The sequence below is a fragment of the Pseudoalteromonas sp. BZA4 genome (assembly GCF_040104395.1).
Lineage (GTDB): Bacteria > Pseudomonadota > Gammaproteobacteria > Enterobacterales > Alteromonadaceae > Pseudoalteromonas.
In genome coordinates, this window is sequence record NZ_JBECOT010000012.1 from 45,926 (window position 1) to 67,547 (window position 21,622).

The 21,622-nt window shown below is 42.0% G+C and carries 24 protein-coding genes; 11 read left to right on the forward strand and 13 right to left on the reverse strand.

Going from position 1 to position 21,622, the window contains the following annotated elements:
• Positions 1 to 42 precede the first annotated feature (42 nt).
• The 3 genes from nagA to ABMY41_RS07390 form a co-directional block, all read right to left on the reverse strand.
• On the reverse strand, positions 43 to 1,155 hold the full coding sequence (nagA, locus tag ABMY41_RS07380; RefSeq protein WP_349274414.1) for an N-acetylglucosamine-6-phosphate deacetylase: 1,113 nt from the start codon (positions 1,153 to 1,155) through the stop codon (positions 43 to 45).
• Complete coding sequence (locus tag ABMY41_RS07385) at positions 1,155 to 2,069, reverse strand: BadF/BadG/BcrA/BcrD ATPase family protein (protein WP_138619301.1); 915 nt, start codon at positions 2,067 to 2,069, stop codon at positions 1,155 to 1,157. Before ABMY41_RS07385 ends, nagA begins: the two co-directional genes overlap by 1 nt.
• A gap of 370 nt (positions 2,070 to 2,439) precedes the next feature.
• Positions 2,440 to 2,934: an NYN domain-containing protein gene (locus tag ABMY41_RS07390; RefSeq protein ID WP_175082166.1), complete on the reverse strand. Its 495-nt coding sequence runs from the start codon at positions 2,932 to 2,934 to the stop codon at positions 2,440 to 2,442.
• 155 nt (positions 2,935 to 3,089) lie between these two features.
• On the opposite strand from ABMY41_RS07390, the gene ABMY41_RS07395 reads away from it, so the two are divergent.
• Together ABMY41_RS07395 and ABMY41_RS07400 are read left to right on the forward strand one after the other, a co-directional pair.
• Positions 3,090 to 3,704 carry a hypothetical protein gene (locus ABMY41_RS07395; protein ID WP_175082165.1) on the forward strand — a complete coding sequence of 205 codons (615 nt, stop codon included), beginning with the start codon at positions 3,090 to 3,092 and terminating at the stop codon, positions 3,702 to 3,704.
• Positions 3,701 to 4,453, forward strand: coding sequence for a DUF3307 domain-containing protein (locus tag ABMY41_RS07400; RefSeq protein WP_349274415.1), 753 nt, complete (start codon positions 3,701 to 3,703; stop codon positions 4,451 to 4,453). The genes ABMY41_RS07395 and ABMY41_RS07400 overlap by 4 nt, the downstream gene beginning before the upstream one ends.
• 52 nt (positions 4,454 to 4,505) lie before the next feature.
• Here the strand turns inward: ABMY41_RS07400 and ABMY41_RS07405 are convergent, their stop codons facing one another.
• Positions 4,506 to 5,939, reverse strand: coding sequence for a DEAD/DEAH box helicase (locus ABMY41_RS07405; RefSeq protein ID WP_349274416.1), 1,434 nt, complete (start codon positions 5,937 to 5,939; stop codon positions 4,506 to 4,508).
• Between the two features lie 172 nt (positions 5,940 to 6,111).
• Positions 6,112 to 6,954: a 2OG-Fe(II) oxygenase family protein gene (locus tag ABMY41_RS07410; protein ID WP_054551580.1), complete on the reverse strand. Its 843-nt coding sequence runs from the start codon at positions 6,952 to 6,954 to the stop codon at positions 6,112 to 6,114.
• A 238-nt stretch (positions 6,955 to 7,192) separates the two neighbouring features.
• Between ABMY41_RS07410 and ABMY41_RS07415 the strand changes: the two genes are divergently transcribed.
• Complete coding sequence (locus ABMY41_RS07415; RefSeq protein WP_349274417.1) at positions 7,193 to 8,080, forward strand: MBL fold metallo-hydrolase; 888 nt, start codon at positions 7,193 to 7,195, stop codon at positions 8,078 to 8,080.
• 7 nt (positions 8,081 to 8,087) lie between these two features.
• Here the strand turns inward: ABMY41_RS07415 and ABMY41_RS07420 are convergent, their stop codons facing one another.
• The 5 genes from ABMY41_RS07420 to aspS all read right to left on the reverse strand — a co-directional run bounded on the left by ABMY41_RS07420 (position 8,088) and on the right by aspS (position 12,106).
• Positions 8,088 to 8,819 carry an alpha/beta hydrolase gene (locus ABMY41_RS07420; protein WP_289098076.1) on the reverse strand — a complete coding sequence of 244 codons (732 nt, stop codon included), beginning with the start codon at positions 8,817 to 8,819 and terminating at the stop codon, positions 8,088 to 8,090.
• Between the two features lies 1 nt (position 8,820).
• The gene (locus ABMY41_RS07425) at positions 8,821 to 9,408 is read right to left on the reverse strand and encodes a GNAT family protein (protein ID WP_252948567.1); all 588 of its coding nucleotides are present in this window, start codon (positions 9,406 to 9,408) and stop codon (positions 8,821 to 8,823) included.
• Positions 9,409 to 9,433: 25 nt separating this feature from the next.
• Positions 9,434 to 10,024: a pentapeptide repeat-containing protein gene (locus ABMY41_RS07430; RefSeq protein ID WP_252948569.1), complete on the reverse strand. Its 591-nt coding sequence runs from the start codon at positions 10,022 to 10,024 to the stop codon at positions 9,434 to 9,436.
• Positions 10,021 to 10,227 (reverse strand): hypothetical protein, encoded by a 207-nt coding sequence (locus ABMY41_RS07435; protein WP_058585269.1) that lies wholly within the window; start codon positions 10,225 to 10,227, stop codon positions 10,021 to 10,023. Before ABMY41_RS07435 ends, ABMY41_RS07430 begins: the two co-directional genes overlap by 4 nt.
• A 109-nt stretch (positions 10,228 to 10,336) precedes the next feature.
• The gene (gene aspS / locus ABMY41_RS07440; protein ID WP_175079050.1) at positions 10,337 to 12,106 is read right to left on the reverse strand and encodes an aspartate--tRNA ligase; all 1,770 of its coding nucleotides are present in this window, start codon (positions 12,104 to 12,106) and stop codon (positions 10,337 to 10,339) included.
• Between the two features lie 227 nt (positions 12,107 to 12,333).
• Between aspS and ABMY41_RS07445 the strand changes: the two genes are divergently transcribed.
• Entirely contained in the window at positions 12,334 to 13,182 is an 849-nt protein-coding gene (locus tag ABMY41_RS07445; protein ID WP_289098081.1) for a DUF72 domain-containing protein, read from the forward strand.
• Positions 13,183 to 13,204: 22 nt separating this feature from the next.
• On the forward strand, positions 13,205 to 13,699 hold the full coding sequence (locus tag ABMY41_RS07450) for a YgjP-like metallopeptidase domain-containing protein (protein WP_289098082.1): 495 nt from the start codon (positions 13,205 to 13,207) through the stop codon (positions 13,697 to 13,699).
• Positions 13,700 to 13,819: 120 nt separating this feature from the next.
• Here the strand turns inward: ABMY41_RS07450 and ABMY41_RS07455 are convergent, their stop codons facing one another.
• Positions 13,820 to 14,836: a DUF5924 family protein gene (locus tag ABMY41_RS07455; protein ID WP_349274418.1), complete on the reverse strand. Its 1,017-nt coding sequence runs from the start codon at positions 14,834 to 14,836 to the stop codon at positions 13,820 to 13,822.
• A 252-nt stretch (positions 14,837 to 15,088) separates the two neighbouring features.
• Here ABMY41_RS07455 and ABMY41_RS07460 point away from each other — a divergent pair, with 252 nt between their 5' ends.
• Entirely contained in the window at positions 15,089 to 15,481 is a 393-nt protein-coding gene (locus ABMY41_RS07460) for a hypothetical protein (RefSeq protein WP_175082158.1), read from the forward strand.
• Positions 15,482 to 15,541: 60 nt separating this feature from the next.
• Here ABMY41_RS07460 and ABMY41_RS07465 read toward each other — a convergent pair whose 3' ends face one another.
• The gene (locus ABMY41_RS07465) at positions 15,542 to 16,222 is read right to left on the reverse strand and encodes a DUF3334 family protein (protein ID WP_063705977.1); all 681 of its coding nucleotides are present in this window, start codon (positions 16,220 to 16,222) and stop codon (positions 15,542 to 15,544) included.
• 118 nt (positions 16,223 to 16,340) lie between these two features.
• Between ABMY41_RS07465 and cmoA the strand changes: the two genes are divergently transcribed.
• The 5 genes from cmoA (at position 16,341) to ABMY41_RS07490 (ending at position 20,713) form a co-directional block, all read left to right on the forward strand.
• Positions 16,341 to 17,066, forward strand: coding sequence for a carboxy-S-adenosyl-L-methionine synthase CmoA (gene cmoA / locus ABMY41_RS07470; protein WP_054551943.1), 726 nt, complete (start codon positions 16,341 to 16,343; stop codon positions 17,064 to 17,066).
• Between the two features lie 27 nt (positions 17,067 to 17,093).
• Positions 17,094 to 18,062 carry a tRNA 5-methoxyuridine(34)/uridine 5-oxyacetic acid(34) synthase CmoB gene (gene cmoB, locus ABMY41_RS07475; RefSeq protein ID WP_054551592.1) on the forward strand — a complete coding sequence of 323 codons (969 nt, stop codon included), beginning with the start codon at positions 17,094 to 17,096 and terminating at the stop codon, positions 18,060 to 18,062.
• Positions 18,063 to 18,262: 200 nt separating this feature from the next.
• Complete coding sequence (gene purM / locus ABMY41_RS07480; RefSeq protein WP_054551593.1) at positions 18,263 to 19,315, forward strand: phosphoribosylformylglycinamidine cyclo-ligase; 1,053 nt, start codon at positions 18,263 to 18,265, stop codon at positions 19,313 to 19,315.
• On the forward strand, positions 19,315 to 19,962 hold the full coding sequence (gene purN / locus ABMY41_RS07485; RefSeq protein ID WP_054551594.1) for a phosphoribosylglycinamide formyltransferase: 648 nt from the start codon (positions 19,315 to 19,317) through the stop codon (positions 19,960 to 19,962). Before purM ends, purN begins: the two co-directional genes overlap by 1 nt.
• 25 nt (positions 19,963 to 19,987) lie before the next feature.
• Entirely contained in the window at positions 19,988 to 20,713 is a 726-nt protein-coding gene (locus tag ABMY41_RS07490; RefSeq protein ID WP_349274419.1) for a DUF3108 domain-containing protein, read from the forward strand.
• 15 nt (positions 20,714 to 20,728) lie between these two features.
• Here ABMY41_RS07490 and ABMY41_RS07495 read toward each other — a convergent pair whose 3' ends face one another.
• Complete coding sequence (locus ABMY41_RS07495) at positions 20,729 to 21,493, reverse strand: class II glutamine amidotransferase (RefSeq protein ID WP_054561775.1); 765 nt, start codon at positions 21,491 to 21,493, stop codon at positions 20,729 to 20,731.
• Positions 21,494 to 21,622: the final 129 nt, after the last annotated feature.

A 21,622-nucleotide genomic window follows, 5' to 3' on the forward strand; every position in this document is an offset into this window, starting at 1 on the left:
AGCCCCGCGATACAACGGCGGGGTTTTTACCAGGGAAGCTTGTTATAGCGCTTTTCCAGCAATAAAGGTGGCTTGTACATTTTGCTGTGCGTCTAACACCACAAAGTCAGCGTCAAACCCGCTCAGTAAGCGACCTTTTTTATGTAAACCTAAATATTGTGCAGGATAAAGTGATGCCATACGTAAGCTCTCAGCAAGGCTAACATCCAATGTGTTCACTGTGTTGCGCACCGCACTTGCCATATCAAGCACGCTGCCCGCTAATTCACCGGTCGTTGAATTTAATCTATCGCCAGTACGAATAACTTTACGACCATCAAAGAAATCAAACTCCATGTCATCAGTCCCCACAGGTGGCATTGCATCTGTGACTAGCATAATTTTTCCACGCTGTTTGGTGCGAATTGCTAATTTTGCTGATGATGGGTGTACATGGTGACCATCAACAATTAAACCGCACCAGCTGTTATCATCCCAAAGTGCAGCACCCACAACACCCGGCTCTCGTGATGTAAATGCTGACATGGCATTGAATAAGTGGGTAAAACCATCAGCCCCTGCCGCAAGTGCTGCATTGGTGGTCGCAAAGTCTGCATTGGTGTGGCCAATACACACTTTTACACCACTCTCGACTAAGCGTGCGATATCATCAGCACTGACATTCTCAGGTGCTAAGGTAACCATTTTAATGCCTAGATCTTGGCGGGCATAAATCGCAAATTCTTGTTCTGTAATAGGGCGAATGAATTGCTCGCTGTGGGTGCCTTTTTTCCCTAATGAAAGGTGCGGGCCTTCGAAGTGAACACCCATTACGCCCGGAACACCTTCAGCAATTGCTTGTGCAGTGGCATCGGCCGCTTTTGCCATGACTTCGACTTGGTCAGTGATCAGGGTTGGCATAATCGCAGTTGAACCAAACTTACCATGTGCTTTGGCTATTCTATCTAAGCAATCTGACGTTTGTTCAGCGTTAAAAAACGCCCCGCCACCGCCATTCACTTGTACATCAATAAAACCGGGGGCCACTAAACCCGTTAATGCAACGGCATTAGCATCTGCTTCAACACGCTTAAACACACCATTATCGACGCTAAAATACACGTCAGATAAAAATTCGTCACCGGTAAACAATGAACTTGCATGATAAATCGTCATTACAAACTTACCTCTTGGTTTTGTTCAAGCACAGATTGCTGAGCAAAATACACCGCGCCCATTTCTGGTGGTTGAATAGGAGATTCAACGCGTTTCGCAATATCCTCTGCAAGCCACTTATTTAATGGCTCAGCTAAGCCACCAATCATAGATAAACGTGGCGGGTTATTCTCTAATAAACGCTGAGCTAATTTACTAACGTAATCAGCACCCTCTTTAACAATCGAAACCGCAACTTTGTCATTGTTATTGGCTGCTTCAAATACATAGCGGGCTAATTTGGCAAAACTACTCGAAGGCTGACCAGACATTTTCTCAACAATCGCCATTGCATTGTCAGCTGCAAAATGCTCGGTGATCACGTTAGTCAGATTTGTTGCTTCGCCTAGGCCATCAAGGTCTAACAAGGTCGCTTTTATTGCTTCAAGACCCATCCAGGCACCACTGCCTTTATCGCCTAGAGCAAAGCCATGACCGCCAAAGTTAGTTGTGCGACCATTTACACATGAAAAACCACATGAGCCAGTGCCTGTGATGATCACTGCACCATCACTCCCTTCATGGGCGCCGATACAGGCTGTGTGTAAGTCAGTGGTGAGGAACATTTGTTTAAATGGATGCTCCCATTCCATAATCTTGTCGTACAAGCTAGGTAGGTTTACGCCTGCTAAACCTAACCCGGCATAAAGCTGATGAACGGTTTCAAGCGGTAATCCCGCATCACGAAGTGCTAATTGTGTTGAGACCATAATTGATTCGAGAGTACGTTCCAAACCATGTAATGGATTTGCAGGACCACCTAGGCCAGTTCCTAATACACCTTGTTTAACAGAGTAGATAGTTGCTCGACATTTCGTTCCGCCACCATCGATACCAATAAACAATTGGTCCTCATTCACACTCTTCGCCATCATTTAACGACCCCTAGCCTTCGTTTAGTTTTTGTCTAAATCGCATTATTTTTCTTATCAGAATGCGAAATCATCTCAACCTTTGTTGATTTAATGTTACACAACAAATGACAGCGTTGTCATTATATTTTTTATAAAAATTCGTATAACTTTCATATTTATTTTTAATTTATTGAATTAAAACGCTTTATTTAATAGACAAGAAAATTAGAAACCACATCAACAATGTCCTATAACACCTTTATTTGTGCTTTTTTGCATAATTTAGTGCGTTGTGCGTGACTATTCCTTTATTTATCATCAAGTGTAGCTAATGTTAGCTTAGCTGAAATAATACTTTAGTTAAACATTTTATTTTTATTGGAATATTTTTTTACCTTGATAGTAGCAGTGAATCGTCAATACAATGAAATTCAGCAGCAGATTGCTTTAAGATATCAGCGGTGAGGTACTCTGCACCATAGACATCACACGGTAGCTGATACTTATTTGCTAAGTGACCAAGCAATAACGCAAAATCACCATCCCCCGAAAGTAATACCATTTTATCGAGCTGCTTAGCATGCTCTAGCATGTCAATGGTAATGCCAACATCCCAATCCCCTTTCGCACTGCCATCTTTGCGCTGAATAAAAGGTTTCAGTTTTACCTCAAAGCCTATTGCGCGCAAAATATTTTGAAACTGCGATTGCTTTTCATCCCCACGGTAAATTGCATACGCAATGGCGCAATCGATTTGGTAGCGTTCGCTCATTTGTGCCCAAAAGGCATTGTAGTCAAAATTTTTCTTGTAGCTTTCTCTACAGGTGTAATAAATGTTTTGTACATCTACAAAAATACCGACTTTTGGCTTATCAACTGCTGACATAACTTTTCTGTTTTTAGTGATTTGTGTCCACTGTAGCATATCTAGGTTGATATTTACGAAAAAGTAACCTAAATTGGTTACATAAAACAAAGTAACCAAATTTGGTTACTTATCGAGATGTAACTAAATTAAGTTACTTAATCTAAGGGATCATAATGATTGCGGTGATCAGCGGTGATTTAATTAAATCACAAAAAATTCCACAACAAGAATACGACGCCATGCTTTATCAGCTTGATCAAAGCTTACGCTTTGTTGCTAAGCGCTTTAACGCAAGCTTTACCATTTACCGTGGCGATGCATTGCAAGTACAGCTAACAGAGCCTGAGCTGGTATGTCATGCTGCCATCTTGTTGTATTTGCAAATGAAGGCAGCCAATTATGAGCTGCGACAAAGCTTGGCTATTGGCTCACTCGACAACCCACGCGCCGATATAAAAACAGCCACAGGCAGTGCTTATACATTATCTGGCCGTGGTTTAGATAACATCGGCCAGCAACGCTTAGTGTTAAATATTGAAAATAACCCCCTTGAAGAAGGCTTTGCGCTTAATATTGCGCTTGTCGAAGTCCTGCTTGAAAAAATGAGTCAAAAGCAGGCTAATGCCCTGTTTTATTATTTAACCGCCGAGAACAACAGCCATGCAGAGCTTGCCAAAGAGCTAAATACAAGCCGAGAGAATGTCACTAAGTTACTCAACCTAGCCCATTATCAACTTATCGAGCGCTTTATAAATTACAGCCAAACCACACTCAAAGGATTGTTATGACCAGTTTTGCTCTATTACTCACCGCGTTAGTACTGGGCCACTTACTTGCAGACTTTTATTGGCAGCCAATGAGCTGGGTGCACGATAGAAACAACCGTCACTTTCGTGCCAGTAAGCTCTATTTGCACGTATTGACACATGGTGTGACCTCTTTAGCTGTACTCACACTGTGGGAATACACATACGGCTGGCAAGAGTCCTCTCGTGTATTGATAGCAACGGTTGCGATTATGCTAAGCCACTATGTCATTGACTTGGCTAAGTCGTATTCAAATAAAGGCGTAGTGCCGTTTTTACTCGACCAGTTGGCGCATCTTGTTGTGATTGTAATGCTAAGCGTTTGGCTTAGTGATAAGAATGAATTTTATAGCTTAGCGTGGCAAAAGCTGATTGCCCTCGATACCTTGTTTGTTATTGCAGCTTATTTGTTGGTGCTCAACCCAAGCTCTGTGTTTATTCGCATGATGCTAGAGAAAATCAATATTCAGATAAACAATGAAGGCAGTATTCCTGCTGCGGGGCATTTTATTGGCTTGCTCGAACGAGTGTTGATGTTGAGCTTTATCTTGCTAGGTGAATACGGCGGCGTGGGCTTTCTGCTAGCGGCCAAGTCTATCTTCCGATTTGGTGATTTAAAAGAAAGTAGCGAAAAACAACTCACTGAATATGTCATGCTGGGCACTTTGTTAAGTGTCACCGTAACACTCTTTATTGGTGTCGCCACCTTATATTGCATTAAACTCGTTTAATCGCTTAGAAAAACAAAAACGCGCAATTGCGCGTTTTTTGTTTTAACTGTTATTAACTATCCGCAGCGGGTTTACGTCTTGGGCGAGATGGTCCCGATACACGCTGGCGATTACCTGCTGGTTTATTGTTATTCGATTTATTCCCGTTGTTAGCGCCTTTTTGGTTTTGGTCCTGCTCTTTACCCTTACCCTGCCACTTACCTTGTGAAGGTCGCTTTTGCGATTTAGGTTTTGGCTTTTGTGCAGGTTTTGCTGCACCTTGACCATCTTGAGCTGGTGCTTTTGGCTTTTTTGGTTTTTTTGGTTTTTTCGGCTTGATTGGACGCGTATCTAGTGGCTTTTCAGCAACTGGTTTGCTTGGCTCAAAACCTGCTTCGGTTGCACGCGGAATAAGCTCACCAATAAAGCGCTCAATACCATATAAATCGTCGGCATCATCTGCTGTTACAAACGATATAGCATGACCCGATGCACCCGCTCGGCCTGTACGGCCAATACGGTGAACGTAATCTTCATAAATATTCGGTAAATCGTAGTTAACAACGTGAGGTAGCTCAACGATATCTAGGCCACGAGCAACGATGTCGGTTGCCACTAATACGCGCACTTCACCCGATTTAAAGCCTTCGAGTGCCTTAACGCGAGCGCCTTGCGATTTATTACCGTGAATGGCAGCACCCACAATATCATCGCGTTCAAGCTGCTTAACTAAACGGTTTGCACCATGCTTGGTACGGCAAAATACTAATACTTGTTGCCAATCATTGGTACGGACCAAATGGCTAAGTAATGCTGTTTTGCGTGATTTATCTACCGCATAAACAGATTGAGCAACCGTTTTAGCTGTGGTGTTTTTTGCCGCGACTGAAATTTCAACGGGGTCGTTAATGAGCCCTTTTGCAAGTTCACGAATTTCATCAGAGAAAGTCGCTGAGAACATCAGGTTTTGACGTTTAGCAGGCAATTTAGCAATGATACGTTTGATGTCATGAATAAAGCCCATATCAAGCATACGGTCGGCTTCATCAAGGATCAGCACTTCTAAATCATCAAACTTAACAGCATTTTGATTGTGTAGGTCTAATAAACGACCAGGTGTGGCAACTAAAATATCAACACCTTTACGAAGGCGCATCATTTGCGGATTAATTTTAACGCCGCCATAAACAACAAATGAGCTAACATTTGAATGCCTAGCGTATTGCTCAACATTTTCGCTTACTTGTAAAGCCAGCTCACGGGTTGGTGCCAATACTAATGCACGTACTTTGTTGCCACCCGCTTTAGGGCCTTTTGACAAACGCTCAATTAACGGCAGCGTAAAACCTGCTGTTTTACCTGTGCCAGTTTGCGCTGCGGCCATAACATCGCGGCCTTCAATGATCGCAGGGATAGCTTGTGATTGAATAGGCGTAGGTGCTTCATAGCCCTTTTCTAAAACTGCATTTACTAAAGCTGGTGATAAACCTAACCCATCAAAACTCATACTATCTCTCTTTAAAAAATTCAGCCGATTCGGCGAAGTGCGCGCATTATACCTAGGATAGTCAATAATGCATGGAATTATTTTCAAACTAACACTTAATGCTGAACTTAGCAGACTAATTTTAGGCATAAAAAAAGCGGCTCTAATGCCGCTTTGTTCTCATACTCAATCTTTACTTAACACCAAGTTCGCGTAAACGCTCTTGTAAGTAGCTGTCTGCTGTGTAGCGCTCAGAAAGCACAACATCAGGACGCGGGTGTAAGAATAATGGTAACGAAATACGTGATTTCGTTGACGCTTTACCCGTTGGGTTGATCACACGGTGAATCGTTGATGGGAAGTAACCACCTGACGCTTCTTGTAGCATGTCACCAATATTGATGATCAGGTTACCAAAATCACATGGTACGTCTAACCAACCGCCATCTGTTTTTTGTACTTGTAAACCTGGCTCATTTGCCGCAGGTAATACAGTTAATAAGTTGATGTCGCCATGCGCTGCTGCACGGATTGCACCTGGCTCTTCATCACCTGTCATTGGTGGGTAATGAAGAATACGCAGGAGTGTTTGCTCAGAGTTAGCAATCATATCTTTAAGGTCGATAGAGAACTTAGCACGCACCTCTTCTGGTGCCTCAGCTTGAACCCAGCTTAATAATGTTGCTGCAAACTCATTTGCTAAACGGTAGTACTCACGGATTTCTTCTTCTAGCTGTGCTGGAACACGGCCTTTTGGATAAACGTGGTAGTACTCTTTAATATCTTTAACGGTAAAGCCTTTTGCAACTTCTGACACTGATGGTGGGAAGTAACCATCTTGTGTTTCTTTTGAAAATAAAAACTCGTGCTTTTGCTCAGAATTAAAGAATTCTTGCCAATTTTTGTAAATAGACTCAACTAATGACTGAGGAATTGGGTGATTTTTTAATACACCGAAACCTGTGTTTCTTAGTGACTCAACAAATTGAGCGGCCGCATCGCTCGCTTTATAATCAACGGTAGGTAAATGTTGCATTTGTCTTTTCCAGTGAATAAGGTTCTAGAAGTCTGTGCTAAGCATAGCATTTCTTCATTATAGCGCTTCGCGAGGATAGAGAAACACAGGCAAAAACATAAGGACTTATGTCCGCCCTACCTTGCTTAGCTCCTTAACTTTGATACAGATCAACTAAGCCTTTAAGTAGTATAATATGTACTATTAGCTAAACTTTGATATGGTTAATTAGACACATTTCAACGCTAAAGGATCGCTAATGTTCAAAAGTCTGCAAATCTTACTTTTCAGTGCGCTGATACTCGTTACCAATCAGGCCATCTGTGCAGAACAAGCAAACTATAAAGTCGAAAACATTAAAGACAACGTATATCGATTTAATGCTGGCCATTACCACAGCGCTTTTATGATTGTTGATAACCTCGCCTTGGTGACTGATCCTATTAATAGCGATGCCGCAAAATACTTAAAAAGCTATATCAAGAAAACCTTTAACGCCGAAATCAAGTACATGCTGTACAGTCATAGCCATGTTGACCATGCGATGGGCGGTAATGAACTAATCGATAACACCACCACGGTCGTTGCTCACCAGTTTGCAGCTGAGGACTTTAAATTAAATAAAGTGCCTACTGCCCTACCTGATCTTACATTTACCGATACACTCAAAGTCAATTTAGGTGATAGTTACGTGCAGCTGAAATATTATGGGCCCAATAATGGCCGCGGCAATGTCAGTATGCGTTTTATGCCTGCCAATGTACTTTATGTTGTTGATTGGATTGTGCTTGGCCGCATGCCATATAAAAACCTGATTGGTTACGATATTAACGGCATGCTGCATTCAACCAAAGCAGTGCTAAATGAACCTGCGTTTGCTGCATTTATAGGTGGCCATGCAGATACTGGCAACCGCGATGATGTTGTCTCTTATTTACACTATATTCAAGACTTACACACCGCTGTGCGCGATGGCATGTTAAAAGGTAAAAACCTTGCGACCTTACAAAAAGAAATAAGCTTGCCTAAATACAGCCATTTAAAAATGTACCAGCAATGGCTACCACTGAATATTGAGGGTGTGTATAACAACCTTGTCGAGATGGGCTATTTTAATTTTCGCAGCGACATTGATGCTCAGTTTTAACTGAGCATCAATGTCGGGATAAAAACGCGTTAAGTTCTTTACTCATACGCGTTACAAGCGCTTTTTGGCCACCATCATACATATCGTTATGGCGCAAATCTTTAAGCTTAATTTGCGTCACTGGGTATGCAGCGAGCTCTTGCGGCGTTAGCAATACGTTGCCATCTGCTGGGTAATCGCTACCGCGTAGTGTCAGTACAGCAATATTTTTGTTTCGCGGGATCAGCATACGACGATGATCAAGGGTGATCAGCTTAGAAACCTTAGCGGGATAAATAGCGGCATATAATGCTGCAATATCTCCCCCATTTGAGTGCCCAAATAAAGTGAGCTGATTAAAGTCATACGCAGGATAACGCTTTGCAAGTTCTACGGCTAAAAACTCAAGGGTTTGTACACCACGGTGCCAGTTTTCCATACGGGTGGTCATGTAGGGTGGCTCCGGGTTTAAACTCGGATCACCTTTTAACTCATGAGCAACTTCAACCGTTAAATAACCATGCTGATGAAAGGCCTGCTGGGCAAATTGATAGTCTGTATGTGCCATACCATAGCCTGCCCCAATAAACGCCACTGGGCATTTTTTATTTATCGTGCATTTGCTATCGGCTGCTGTAATGGTCACTGGAATATGGCGTGCCCGCTCAGTATCAAACAGTGTCTCAGTTTGATTTGCAAAGGCTGTTTGCCCGCTAAGGGTTAACGCGAGCATTAGCGCCGCCTTTTTAATATTTAACATACTATAACTGCTCTAATTTGAATTCTAAGCTACGTTTAACCATAGGCCATTCACCATCAATAATTGAAAACACCACGGTGTCGCGTACGCATCCATCGGCCATTATTTGGTGATTTCGAAGCACCCCATCTTGTTTCGCTCCTAAGCGAGCAATGGCATTGCGCGAAGCCTGGTTATGCCAATGAGTACGAAACTCAACGGCAATCACATTAAGTGTTTCAAATGCATAACTCAGCAGCAGTTTTTTACAATCAGTATTAACCCCAGTACGCTGAAAACGCTTGGCATACCAGGTATAGCCAATTTCTAAACGGCGGTTTTTATTGTCGATATTACAAAAGCGAGTTGAGCCTATCACCTCATCGGTGTGTTTATCGATAACAGCAAATGGTATTGCGCGACCAAGTGACTGTTGTTCAAACGCCATACTTAAATAATCGTCAACGCGTTCTTCATTGGGCACTGAGGTAAACCAAAGCTCCCAAAGCTTTCCATCTGAAGCGGCGCTAACTAAAGCATCACGGTGCTCAAGCGTTAACGGCACTAATTTAACAAATTGACCTTCTAAGGTGATGGGACTTAAATCCATAACTTTTCTTAAGTAGCAATAATATTTAATCCACCAGCTCTATATCGAGCCCTGCTAATAAATCCAAAGCAGCATAACGTTCAAATTTGGCCTTACTGATATTGTTAGCAGTTATATCAATAGCAAAGTGGCTAGCGCCAATAAAGTTAGCCTTACTGAGGTTGGTTTGTTGGAACAAGCTGTCACGAAAGTCCGTATCAGTAAAATCAGCTGAAGATAAATCTGCATGTCTAAAATCAACATCTTTGGCAAAACAGCTACGCATTTTTAAAGCTTTTAAACTAAGTTCAAAAAAGCTGCTGTGGCTAAGTTCACAACCAACAAAACTCACTGGAGCACGGTTGGCGAGTAGCGGCCAATCAACATCAGTAAAGCGCACGCTGGTTAATTTACACTGTTTAAAGCTTACTTCTTCAAGCGAGGTGTATCTAAGTCCAAGGGCAGCTAAATTACAGTTTTTAAACTCGCACTCTATGAACCGACAGTTTTCAAACTGACTATTGCTAAAGTCACAGTCGATAAATTCACATTGCTCAAATTCGCAATGCGAAAATGTTTGCCCTGCAAGGTTTGCTTCAAAGGTGTGTTCAAAATAAAGCGAATGGCTTGCGATCACGCGGTGGTCTCAATATCTTGTTTAAGCGCAAGTACTGCAATAAAAATAAGACCAAACAATGGAATTAGCGCTAGTAACCCACCAATAACGGCCACCACGATTGGTGTTGAGGTTTTGCGCTTACCTAAGTAATAGCTGATAGCGGCAAACACAGGGATTAAAATAACAATTATTTGGCCGATTAAAGTTGCATTGATATTCATACTCTTTCCTTGAAGAACATACTAAATATTTATTTAAACACAAAAAAACCCTAAGGCATACACCTTAGGGTTATTATTCATTAAGTCTTATAATTCAGGTTATTATGAATTATTCAGCGTCTTTCGCTATAACATCAATTGCAAGCTCAGTTAATGCATCTGCATTTGCTTTGCTTGGTGCATCTGTTAATAAACATGATGCTTGAGTTGTTTTAGGGAAAGCAATAACGTCACGAATGTTATCAGTACCGCATAACAACATAACTAAGCGGTCAAGACCAAACGCAAGACCTGCATGCGGTGGCGTACCGTATTTAAGTGCGTCAAGTAAGAAACCAAACTTGTCTTGTTGCTCTTGCGCTTCGATACCTAAAATTCTGAATGCTGTTTCTTGCATTTCTGCATTGTGAATACGCACCGAACCACCACCAACTTCGTAGCCGTTTAATACCATGTCGTATGCATCTGATAGTGCACCAGCTGGGTTTGCTTCAAGCTCTTGAGGAGAAATACCTTTCGGTGCAGTGAATGGGTGGTGAACCGCATGCAATGTACCTTCGTCGTCTTCTTCGAACATAGGGAAGTCAACAACCCATAATGGTTTCCAGCTATCAAGATCAGTAATGCCTAAATCAACACCAATCTTAAGACGTAGCGCACCCATTGCTTCGTTTACAACGTTGCGCTTGTCAGCACCAAATAAAATGATGTCGCCAGATTGTGCGTTAGTACGCTCAAGTAATTGGTTGATCACCTCTTCGTTTAAGAACTTAGCGATTGGTGATTGTACACCTTCAACGCCCGCAGCACGGTCGTTCACTTTCATCCATGCTAGGCCCTTCGCGCCATAGATACCAATGAATTTAGTGTAATCGTCGATTTGTTTACGAGAAAGCTCAGCACCGCCTGGTACAGTTAATACAGCAACACGGCCTTTTTCGTCATTAGCAGGACCAGAGAATACTTTAAACTCAACGTCTTTCACTAAATCAGCAACGTCTACAAGTTGCATTGGGTTACGTAGGTCTGGTTTATCAGAACCATATAAACTCATTGCTTCGCTGTATGGCATTACTGGGAAGTCGCCTAAGTCAACGTCTAATAATGATTGCCACATTTCGCGGATCATTTTCTCAGTCATTGCACGCACTTCATCTGAGCTCATGAATGACGTCTCTAAATCGATTTGTGTGAATTCTGGCTGACGGTCAGCACGTAAGTCTTCGTCACGGAAACATTTAACAATTTGATAGTAACGGTCAAAGCCCGACATCATTAATAATTGTTTAAATAACTGTGGTGACTGAGGTAAAGCGTAGAAGCTACCCTTGTGAACACGGCTAGGTACTAAGTAGTCACGCGCACCTTCAGGTGTTGCTTTTGTTAGTACCGGTGTTTCGATATCTAAGAAACCATTGTCATCTAAGAAACGACGCACAAAGCTACTCGCTTTTGCACGAAGTTTGATACGGTCGCTCATTTCAAGACGACGTAAATCAAGGTAACGGTATTTTAAGCGGCGCTCTTCAGAGTTTTGCTGATTAAAGTCAAGTGGTAATGGCTCTGAACGGTTGATGATAGTTAAGCTTGTGCCTAAAATTTCAACTTCACCTGTTGCCATGTCTTTATTTACTTGGCTATCAGGGCGTGCGCGAACAACACCTTTTAACTGCACACAAAACTCTTGACGTAGTTTATTCGCAGTATCCATTAATCCTTCTACTTCAGGATCAAAAACAACTTGTACTAAACCTTCTCTGTCACGTAAATCGACGAAGATAAGGCCACCAAGGTCACGGCGTTTGTTGATCCAACCACATAGTTCAACTTCTTGATCTACGTGAGATTTATTTAGCTGTCCGCAATATATAGAGCGCATAGTATTCCTGTCAGTTAAAGACTTATAGCCGCCTGCTCTTAAGAGTTCGCTATTTTGAGAGCAAAAGCCACTATACAAAGTAATCATTTAAGGCAGAGCATTATACCCAAACCATCGCAAAATGCGAGTGCCAGCAGTGCCTGTCGGGGGCTAAATATATACCTCGACTTCTGAGCAAACATTTCTTTTGATACACTAGCTAAAGTTTAAATTTATTGGTTGATTTAATGCTGTATTTAGGTTGTCCGCAGTGGTCTAGCACCGCATGGAAAGGAAATTTGCTCTCTAGTCACTGTAAAAGCGCCGACATGCTCAGTGAGTATGCGCAATGCTTTAACTCAGTCGAAGGCAACACCAGTTTTTATGCTGATCCAAGTCACGAGTCATTATTACGCTGGCATGATGCGGTACCCGAAGACTTTAAATTTACTTTTAAGTTTCATCGGCGTTTTAGTCACGAATTACAGCTGACGAATATAACTAGTGAGCTTAATGCGTGGCTAAACTTATTTGAGCCAATTTTTGCTAAAACGGGGCAAATTATGTTACAGCTACCCCGCGCCTTTGGACCAGATGCCCTACCCCTGCTTGCAAATTTTATTGCACAACTCCCCAAACAACTTAGTTACGGTGTAGAAGTACGTCACCCCGGCTTTTTTAATAAGGATGATGCTGAGATTCGTTTAAATCAGCTGTTAATTGAAAATAATATAGACCGCATCAGTATGGATACCCGCTCTTTGTTTGCTGTTCCCGCCGACACCGATGCACTCATTGATGCGCAAAAGAAAAAGCCTTATTTACCTGTGCATGCCATTGCAACAGGAAATCAGCCTATGCTGCGCTTTGTGATTGCCAGTCTTGAACATGAATACAAGTCGTATTACCAGCCATGGCTGAAAAAAGTAAAGCAATGGCTTGATGAAGGAAAATCACCCTATTTGTTTTTTCATACCGCAGATAATCGCCAGTCACCACTTTTAGCAAGACAGTTTTGCCAAGATTTAGGTTACAATCACCCCGTGCTTGCGCCTTTTATGGGTGAACGCGAAGCAAGCCAAAGCAGTTTATTTTAGCGCCCGATTTATCAGAGAAAATATGAAAGATTACAGCCGTTATTTTCAAGGTTACCCGCCCCATATCATTGAGCAAGTGTTACAGCTATTTAATGGTGACAGAGCCGCAAAATACCTTAAAGGCAAATACCCTGATGCGCATAGCATTACCAGCGATAAAGCTTTATACAATTACGCCACTGAGCTGAAAAAGCGCTACCTTAAAAATGCCCTGCCTTTTGGCCGTGCTGCATTCAAAAAACAAGGCGATATGGTCACAAATGCCTTAGGCACCCATACTTTTCGTATGCAAGGTAAAACCCGAAAACACGACCTTACCATTAATAGCGACCTGCTTCGCGCACCTGAACCACTTCTCAAAGCACTCGTCGTACACGAGCTGGCTCATTTTAAAGAAAAAGACCACAACAAAGCCTTCTATCAACTTTGCTGCCACATGGAGCCGCAATACCATCAACTAGAACTGGATTTAAGAATATTCAGTGTTCTGGTAGGTGAAGGGAAAAATCCGTACTAAAGCTATCAGCTACCAAAAACATAAAACCTGGGGAATGAATGTTAAGCTCTTGTTGTTCAAAAACACTAATAACTATCCCCCATCTCGATCAGCTAAAAACTGACGGCTGAAAGCTGACAGCTAAACTTCCGAAACCTCAAACCTTCTTTGCCCTATCAGCTGCCCAGACTCGGTAACCACTTTAACGACCCATTTCCCTGCTGCATTTGCAGGGAAATTCGTTTTATGGCTCCACGCTCGATAGCCCTCTTTACGACCACCAGAAATATCCAAGGCTATACGGTCAACTTCTTTTCGATTATGCACCCAAACGTGGAAGATTTTTTCATTTAAACCTCGCGGGGCTTTTACCGCACTAAAACTATATAGACCGTTTTCATGTAAGCTCTGCTCAGTGAGTTCTGTTATTGGCGAAAGCGGTTTACGAGCTTGTGCATCTAACTGATATGACATACTCATATCGGTTAAACGCAGTGCTGCAGGTGGCACAAAACTACGTAATTGCCAAAGCCCGGCACCTAATGAACAAAGCAATAACACCAACAACGGGAAACGCCACCATTTAGCATTGGGCATCAAATTGCCAAGACTGGGGACCGTTAAAATAACAGCTGTTATTAGTGCAATTTCAAAACTTTGGCTGGTCGTTAACTTTAATAAAATAGGCAAGGTAACCGACAGCACGACAAACAAAGAAAAGCTATGAAACACACTAAACCAGATACTGTGCCTTGCAAGCTTTTTATAATAGAGAGGATCAACAACAGAAACGAACGCACAAAGTATAATTAAAGCGGTAAACGCGGCCTGGCCATGGTCCCAAGTAGTAACCGCTAAGAAAAATGGTAAAGCAAAAAACAAACTTTCTTGCTGCACAACTTGCAGCGCAAAGCGCATCACGTTGGGCGACACTGCCACACCAAAACGCTCCTCTACTTTATCTCTTAGCCAGTTATCTATTAACAACCACAACCAAGTGACTAATAATAAAATAGAGATAAGCTGCGAAAACGACTCTTTTCTCTCAACAAAGACATAGCTTGCTACACCACTGCAAAAAGCCAACACCGCCATCAACCCCGGCCGCTTCTGCATCATGAAAACAAATTTAGTTATGAAGTTTTTTAAGTAATTCATGCAATCATCAAATCCATTTAAGGCTTTATGAGTAAAGCATAAATTGGATGAATGTAAGCTTTAAACGAGCTTTAAGTTCAAAGCTATAAGCTGTAAGGTATTTAGATGAAGTGAACAAGCATAGAGTATTTTCTAAAAGGAAAAAATGGAATGTTATATAGAGTATTGATAATACTTTTATTAATTTCTAAGTGTACAACTGCAAACGCATTTGAAGATTATAGTTTTTTAAATGGTGAATGGTCTTGCAAAATGAAATCAGTATTACCAAACGATGCAATACTAGAAGTTGATAGCCACATAACTACTTCAATTAAAGATTTAAACTCATATTCAAAAAGCTTTTTTAAATTTTATTTTAAACAAAACCCTGATTTGGTCTCTGTTATCTCTGTTGAATCCTCAGAAAAAATGGATTTCGAGGGTGATATCATGATCAGCTTTAATTCTAAAACCCATAAAACAAATTTAATCAAAGACGATCTAAATTTATTTTCACCAGAGTCTGTTAAAAGCTTCACTCGAGGGCCATCAGTGACAGTTAAATCGAAAATCAAAAAAATAGACGATGAGACTATTATGTTAATTGGGATCCCTGACAAAGATGTTATCAATTGCTCTAAAGCACAAAAAAGCGCGGTCTGACCCGCGCCTCTATTTTATCTGACAGCTGAAAGCTGATGGCTGACAACTCAAGTCGTTGGGTTACAAACCAAGTTCTGCCATAAAATCATCATCTGCATCGTCTGCTTGTGATGATGCTTTTTGCTTTTCAGCTTTTTGTTTAGCTTCGTTTTCGATGATGTCATCAGGGTCAACGGCTTCTGAAATATCAAAATCATGTAGTTTGATAAATTCAGTTTTATCCATTGCAAGCTCTAGATAGAAGATATTTTGCTTCGCTGTAGTGAATGTCACACGGCGTGCTTGTGGTCTATCCATGGTGGTATCAACAGAGATTTGCACCTGCTTGTTAATCGCCATCATCTTAGGTTGGTTTTGCGTGATAGAAGTATGCAGCTGGTCGCGTACTTTTGACGTAAAGTCACCAACGATTTGGTTCATCAGCTCGCCGAGTACGTTTGCAACATCATCTGATAAATGGCTTTGTGCAATTTCGTCCTCAGGCATACCCATGTTACGCATATAGTCATGGTAAATTTCCATGGCTGCTTGCGCTGTGAAGTTTGTTACCACAAGACCGGTAAAGCCACCATCGAACAATACAAAACAGCCAATATCTGGGCGCATACAGGTGCGGGTGATTTTTTGAACCATGGCAGAATAACTAATACCGTTACCGCTTGCTGAAGACAGAACTCCAGTCACTGAATGACACAGAGTTGATAAGATATCTTCTGTACTGATCACTTTGCTTTTTGTCATTAAACTTCTCTTTTTTGTACTTGTTATTGATAATTCTAGCCAAGCTACTGAATTTATCACTGACTATCCAGTTAAAAATGCTAAAATAGCGGTATTATTTTTTAAAGAGACTGTTCACGTGACGCAAAAAGACAGTATTTATGCCACTGAGCAAGCGGTTAAAGACTTTAGCTTTGACCAACATGTAGTAGAAGTTTTCCCTGATATGATCCAGCGCTCGGTGCCTGGTTATGCAACTATTGTTAGCACCATGGGTAAGCTGGCTGGCGAGTACGCGCAAAGCAATTCAAACCTATACGACTTAGGCTGTTCTCTTGGTGCTGTAACTTTAAGTATGCGCCGCAATATTCGCACTGATAACTGTAATATCATTGCTGTTGATAATTCAGAAGCGATGGTTGAGCGCTGTAAATTACATTTACAAGGTTTTCGCTCTGACGTGCCGGTCACAGTTACGCTAGGTGATATCAACGATTTAGCTATAGAGAATGCCTCTGTGGTCGCAATGAACTTTACACTACAGTTTATTCCACCTGAAAAGCGCCAAGCGGTGCTTGAAAAGATTTACGCAAATTTAAAACCAGGCGGTGTTTTGCTGCTGAGCGAAAAAATTAGAGGTGAAAATGAGCAATGCGATAATTTGCTCATTGATTTACACCATGATTTTAAACGTCATAACGGCTATTCAGAGCTTGAGATCAGCCAAAAGCGTACGGCTATCGAAAATGTCATGCGCCCTGATCATTTATCTACCCACTTAAACCGATTAAGTGAAATTGGTTTTAGCCAAACGCAAGTGTGGTATCAATGTTTTAACTTCTGCTCGATGATTGCAATCAAGTAATCATCACAACGATATAAAGAGTATTTCATGTCTCAATGGTTTAACCAATTTTACGCTGCGATTGCACAAAGCCCGCTTAGCCACTGGCTCGAAACTTTGCCAGGTCAATTAAAGCACTGGGAACTAGAAGCCAGCCACGGTGATTTACCTAAATGGCAAAAAGTGCTGAAAAACTTACCTGAGGTAAGCACAAACCATGTGAATCTTCAGGATAAAGTACAAATTGGCACCGGTGATGAGCTATCTGAAGGTCAGCAAAAACAGTTAACGCATTTATTAAAGCGCATGATGCCATGGCGTAAAGGGCCATTTAGCTTACACGGTATCGAAATTGATACTGAGTGGCGCAGTGATTGGAAATGGGATCGTTTACTGCCTCATATCGAACCGTTAAAAGGCCGCACTGTGCTTGATATTGGCTGTGGCTCAGGTTATCACTTGTGGCGCATGCGCGGTGAAGGCGCTAATTTTGTAGTGGGCATTGATCCATCCGATTTGTTCTTATGCCAATTCCAAGCGATAAAGCATTATCACCAAGATGAAAACGTGCATTTATTGCCGTTAGGTGTTGAAGCTCTGCCAGAGCTAAAAGCATTCGATACGGTATTTTCAATGGGTGTTTTATATCATCGTCGTTCGCCTATCGACTTTTTAGCGCAATTAAAAGCACAGCTTCGCCCAGGGGGTGAGTTAGTCCTTGAAACACTGGTTGTTGAAGGTGATGAGCACACAGTTTTAGTGCCAACTGACCGCTATGCGAAAATGCGAAATGTATGGTTTATCCCAAGCACCGCGGCATTAAAACTATGGATGGAGCGCGTTGGCTTTAAAGATGTACAAGTTAAAGACTGCGCAATCACAACGCTTGAAGAACAACGTAAAACCCAGTGGATGGAAAACGAATCATTAGTCGACTTTTTAGACCCAAATGACACCAGCAAAACCATTGAAGGTTACCCTGCCCCTCTTCGCGCTATTTTAACCGCGAAAGCTTAACAAATAGTGAGAAGTTTCGAGTTTCAAGGTTAAAAGTTCATTTGCCTGATACTTTTGCCTTGGAACTTGAAAACAAAAAACCGGACAACTGTCCTTGTCAAGTCGGTTAAAGTGATTTTTCAACTAGCCGCGCCAGTGCAATTGTTGTAAAATACGCGCGTTTCTAAGCAACCCACATGCAACTTTTTTGAGGAAAACCTGTGAGCGAACAAAAACAGTCTCTTAGCTATAAAGACGCGGGCGTAGATATCGATGCCGGTAATGCACTTGTTGAGCGTATTAAAGGCGTAGTTAAAAAAACCAGACGTCCTGAAGTAATGGGCGGTATCGGTGGTTTTGGCGCACTTTGCGAACTACCAACTGGCTATAAAGAGCCTGTACTGGTTGCTGGCACAGACGGTGTTGGTACAAAACTACGTTTAGCAATCGATCTTAAAAAGCACGACACAGTGGGTATCGACCTTGTTGCTATGTGTGTAAACGACCTTATTGTACAAGGTGCAGAGCCACTATTTTTCCTTGATTACTATGCAACTGGTAAATTAGACGTAGATACTGCGGCTGATGTTGTAACAGGTATTGGTAAAGGCTGTGAGCTTTCTGGCTGCGCTTTAATCGGTGGTGAAACTGCTGAAATGCCAGGTATGTACGACGGCGAAGACTACGACATGGCTGGTTTCTGTACTGGTGTTGTAGAAAAATCAAAAATTATCGACGGTACTAAAGTTGCTGCAGGCGACCAATTAATCGCCCTTGCATCAAGTGGTCCTCACTCAAACGGCTTCTCATTAATTCGTAAAGTTCTTGAAGTATCTGGCGCAGACACAAGCGCAGAGCTTGAAGGCAAAACACTAGGCGATCACCTTTTAGAGCCAACTCGTATCTACGTTAAACAACTACTTGAGCTATTCAAGCAGGTTGACGTTCACGCGTTATCTCACATCACGGGTGGTGGTTTCTGGGAAAACATCCCGCGCGTACTTCCTGAATCTGCAAAAGCAGTAATCAAAGGTGATAGCTGGGAATGGCCTGTTGTTTTCAACTGGTTACAAGAAAACGGCAACATCACAACACACGAAATGTACCGTACATTCAACTGTGGTGTAGGCATGGTTTTAGTTGTTCCAGCTGACAAACTTGAGCAAAGCTTAACAATCCTTAAAGATCTTGGCGAAAATGCATGGCATATCGGTGAGATCCAAGATGCGAAAGCAGGCGAAGAGCAAGTAGAAATTTTAGGTGGTCGTGACTAATGACCCCTTGTCGTCTTGTTGTATTAATTTCTGGTAGCGGTTCAAACCTTCAAGCCATCATCGACGCGTGTGCGCGTGGTGAGATTAAGGCCGAAATCGCCGCTGTAATTAGTAATAAAGCCGACGCCTATGGCCTTGAGCGAGCAAAAAATGCAGGTATACAAACACGTGTACTTAGCCATAAAGATTTTGACTCGCGCGAGGCCTATGATGCTGAGTTAATGGACATTATTGACAATTTTGAACCAAATCTAGTTGTATTAGCTGGTTTTATGCGTATTCTTACACCTAGCTTAGTGCAAAAATTTAAGGGAAAAATGTTGAACATTCACCCTTCTTTGTTGCCTAAGTACCAAGGGCTGAATACCCACCAACGAGCGATAGATGCAAAAGATGACGTTCATGGTGTTAGTGTTCACTTTGTCACAGAAGAGCTAGACGGCGGCCCCGTTGTTCTTCAAGCCAAAGTGCCGGTACTCGAAAACGATACCGCAGAGACACTCGCACAACGTGTTCATCAGCAAGAACATATAATCTATCCATTGGTGGTCAAGTGGTTCAGTGAACAACGACTCAAGATGGAAGCAGATTATGCAGTTTTTGACGAAAAGAAACTTCCTGCACACGGCGCGCACTACCCAGAATAAAAATCTAAGTGCCCTACTCGCTTGTGTGGGCACTTTATTACTTCCTACCAGTGTTTTAGCTGGCGACCTCACTCAATACCAAGCCAAATACGATGTACTTCGTAAAGGCGAAACCCATGGTAAAGCAGTACGCGAGCTGAAAAAAGCCGCTGACGGTAACTACGTGATCACCTATCACAGTGAAATAGAATGGATGATTTTTTCGGACTCACGAAAAGAAACATCCATGTTTACTTATCACGATCAGAAAATTTCTCCAATGAGTTACACCATGGAGCGCTCAGGCACAGGGCCTGATAAAGAATACAGCTTGAAATTTGATGCGACGCAAAAACAAGTTCAAAGCAGCCAAAGTAAATATCCTCTTAAAATTGATTGGTCAGATGAATTTCAAGATTCACTGTCTTATCAAGTGCAAGTTCGCGAAGAGCTAAAACAAGGTAAAACGCAATTATCTTACCCACTGGTTGATAAAAAAGGCAATTTACGTAACTACAACTTTGAAGTTGTCGGCACAGAAATGATTTCATTGCCCATCGGCAATGTAGAAGCGATTAAAGTAAAACGTTTATATGATAACGACAAGCGTCAAGCACTCGCTTGGTTTGCCCCAGAAATGGACTACATGCTAGTTCGTATGTGGAAAGGTGAAAAAGGCGTAGAGCAATTTGAAGTGCAACTTAATTCATTTACCGTGACCACGCCAGTCGCCGTAACAAATAATGAAGTGAGTAATGAAGCGCCTGAGTAGCGCTTCACCTTTTATTTAAATCTTTTCGCCCATTTTAAAAAGTGCAAACTCACCTGGCTCCATTTTCTGCCAGCGTTCATCATTGGTGAGTGGCCTTGTTGCAATCACAGTAACCACGTCGTTCGGTGTGGTTTCTTTTTGAAAATCAACCACCATATCAGCATCAATTAATGTCGCTTTGCCAAACGGCGCACGGCGTGTGATCCAATGTAGATTATTGGTGCAATAAGCTAAAACGAAAACACCATCGGTAAGTAGCATATTAAATACGCCTTTTTCACGCAATGTGTGAGCAAGCTTGGCAGCATAGCGAAATACAGACGCCATATTTGATGGACGCTTTGGGTATTTTTCGCGAATTTTATCGAGCAGCCAGCAAAACGCCAGCTCACTGTCGGTATTGCCAACAGGTCGATAGTAATCTGGTTTTAAATCATGATAATTTGATAATTGCCCGTTGTGAGCATACGTAATTTCGCGTCCCCATAACTCGCGAGTAAATGGGTGGGTATTTTCAAGGCACACTCGACCACGATTACCTTGGCGAATATGGCTTATTACCGAAATACTTTTTATTGGGTAAGCTTTTACGAGTTTGGCAATTTCTGATTGGCAACTTGGCTCTGGATCTTTAAATGTACGACAGCCTTTACCTTCATAAAAAGTGATGCCCCAGCCATCTTTATGCGGGCCAGTATTACCACCGCGTTCTAATAATCCTGAAAAACTGAAACAAATATCCGTTGGTACATTGGCCGACATGCCAAGCAACTCACACATAGAACTCTTAACCTATAAAACTAATCGAAGGAAGGCATGATGGGCTGATCCCTGCCTGAGCTCATTGTTAAACATACCGCAAAGGATGGCAACTGCTATGCTGAGATTTTCAGAACTATCTGAGCAATT

Coding starts and splice junctions, on each gene's coding strand:
- nagA (WP_349274414.1), bottom strand. CDS start 1,155: ATGACGATTTATCATGCAAGTTCATTGTTTACCGGTGACGAATTTTTA.
- ABMY41_RS07385 (WP_138619301.1), bottom strand. CDS start 2,069: ATGATGGCGAAGAGTGTGAATGAGGACCAATTGTTTATTGGTATCGAT.
- ABMY41_RS07390 (WP_175082166.1), bottom strand. CDS start 2,934: ATGTCAGCAGTTGATAAGCCAAAAGTCGGTATTTTTGTAGATGTACAA.
- ABMY41_RS07395 (WP_175082165.1), top strand. CDS start 3,090: ATGATTGCGGTGATCAGCGGTGATTTAATTAAATCACAAAAAATTCCA.
- ABMY41_RS07400 (WP_349274415.1), top strand. CDS start 3,701: ATGACCAGTTTTGCTCTATTACTCACCGCGTTAGTACTGGGCCACTTA.
- ABMY41_RS07405 (WP_349274416.1), bottom strand. CDS start 5,939: ATGAGTTTTGATGGGTTAGGTTTATCACCAGCTTTAGTAAATGCAGTT.
- ABMY41_RS07410 (WP_054551580.1), bottom strand. CDS start 6,954: ATGCAACATTTACCTACCGTTGATTATAAAGCGAGCGATGCGGCCGCT.
- ABMY41_RS07415 (WP_349274417.1), top strand. CDS start 7,193: ATGTTCAAAAGTCTGCAAATCTTACTTTTCAGTGCGCTGATACTCGTT.
- ABMY41_RS07420 (WP_289098076.1), bottom strand. CDS start 8,819: ATGTTAAATATTAAAAAGGCGGCGCTAATGCTCGCGTTAACCCTTAGC.
- ABMY41_RS07425 (WP_252948567.1), bottom strand. CDS start 9,408: ATGGATTTAAGTCCCATCACCTTAGAAGGTCAATTTGTTAAATTAGTG.
- ABMY41_RS07435 (WP_058585269.1), bottom strand. CDS start 10,227: ATGAATATCAATGCAACTTTAATCGGCCAAATAATTGTTATTTTAATC.
- aspS (WP_175079050.1), bottom strand. CDS start 12,106: ATGCGCTCTATATATTGCGGACAGCTAAATAAATCTCACGTAGATCAA.
- ABMY41_RS07445 (WP_289098081.1), top strand. CDS start 12,334: ATGCTGTATTTAGGTTGTCCGCAGTGGTCTAGCACCGCATGGAAAGGA.
- ABMY41_RS07450 (WP_289098082.1), top strand. CDS start 13,205: ATGAAAGATTACAGCCGTTATTTTCAAGGTTACCCGCCCCATATCATT.
- ABMY41_RS07455 (WP_349274418.1), bottom strand. CDS start 14,836: ATGAATTACTTAAAAAACTTCATAACTAAATTTGTTTTCATGATGCAG.
- ABMY41_RS07460 (WP_175082158.1), top strand. CDS start 15,089: ATGAAATCAGTATTACCAAACGATGCAATACTAGAAGTTGATAGCCAC.
- ABMY41_RS07465 (WP_063705977.1), bottom strand. CDS start 16,222: ATGACAAAAAGCAAAGTGATCAGTACAGAAGATATCTTATCAACTCTG.
- cmoB (WP_054551592.1), top strand. CDS start 17,094: ATGTCTCAATGGTTTAACCAATTTTACGCTGCGATTGCACAAAGCCCG.
- purN (WP_054551594.1), top strand. CDS start 19,315: ATGACCCCTTGTCGTCTTGTTGTATTAATTTCTGGTAGCGGTTCAAAC.
- ABMY41_RS07495 (WP_054561775.1), bottom strand. CDS start 21,493: ATGTGTGAGTTGCTTGGCATGTCGGCCAATGTACCAACGGATATTTGT.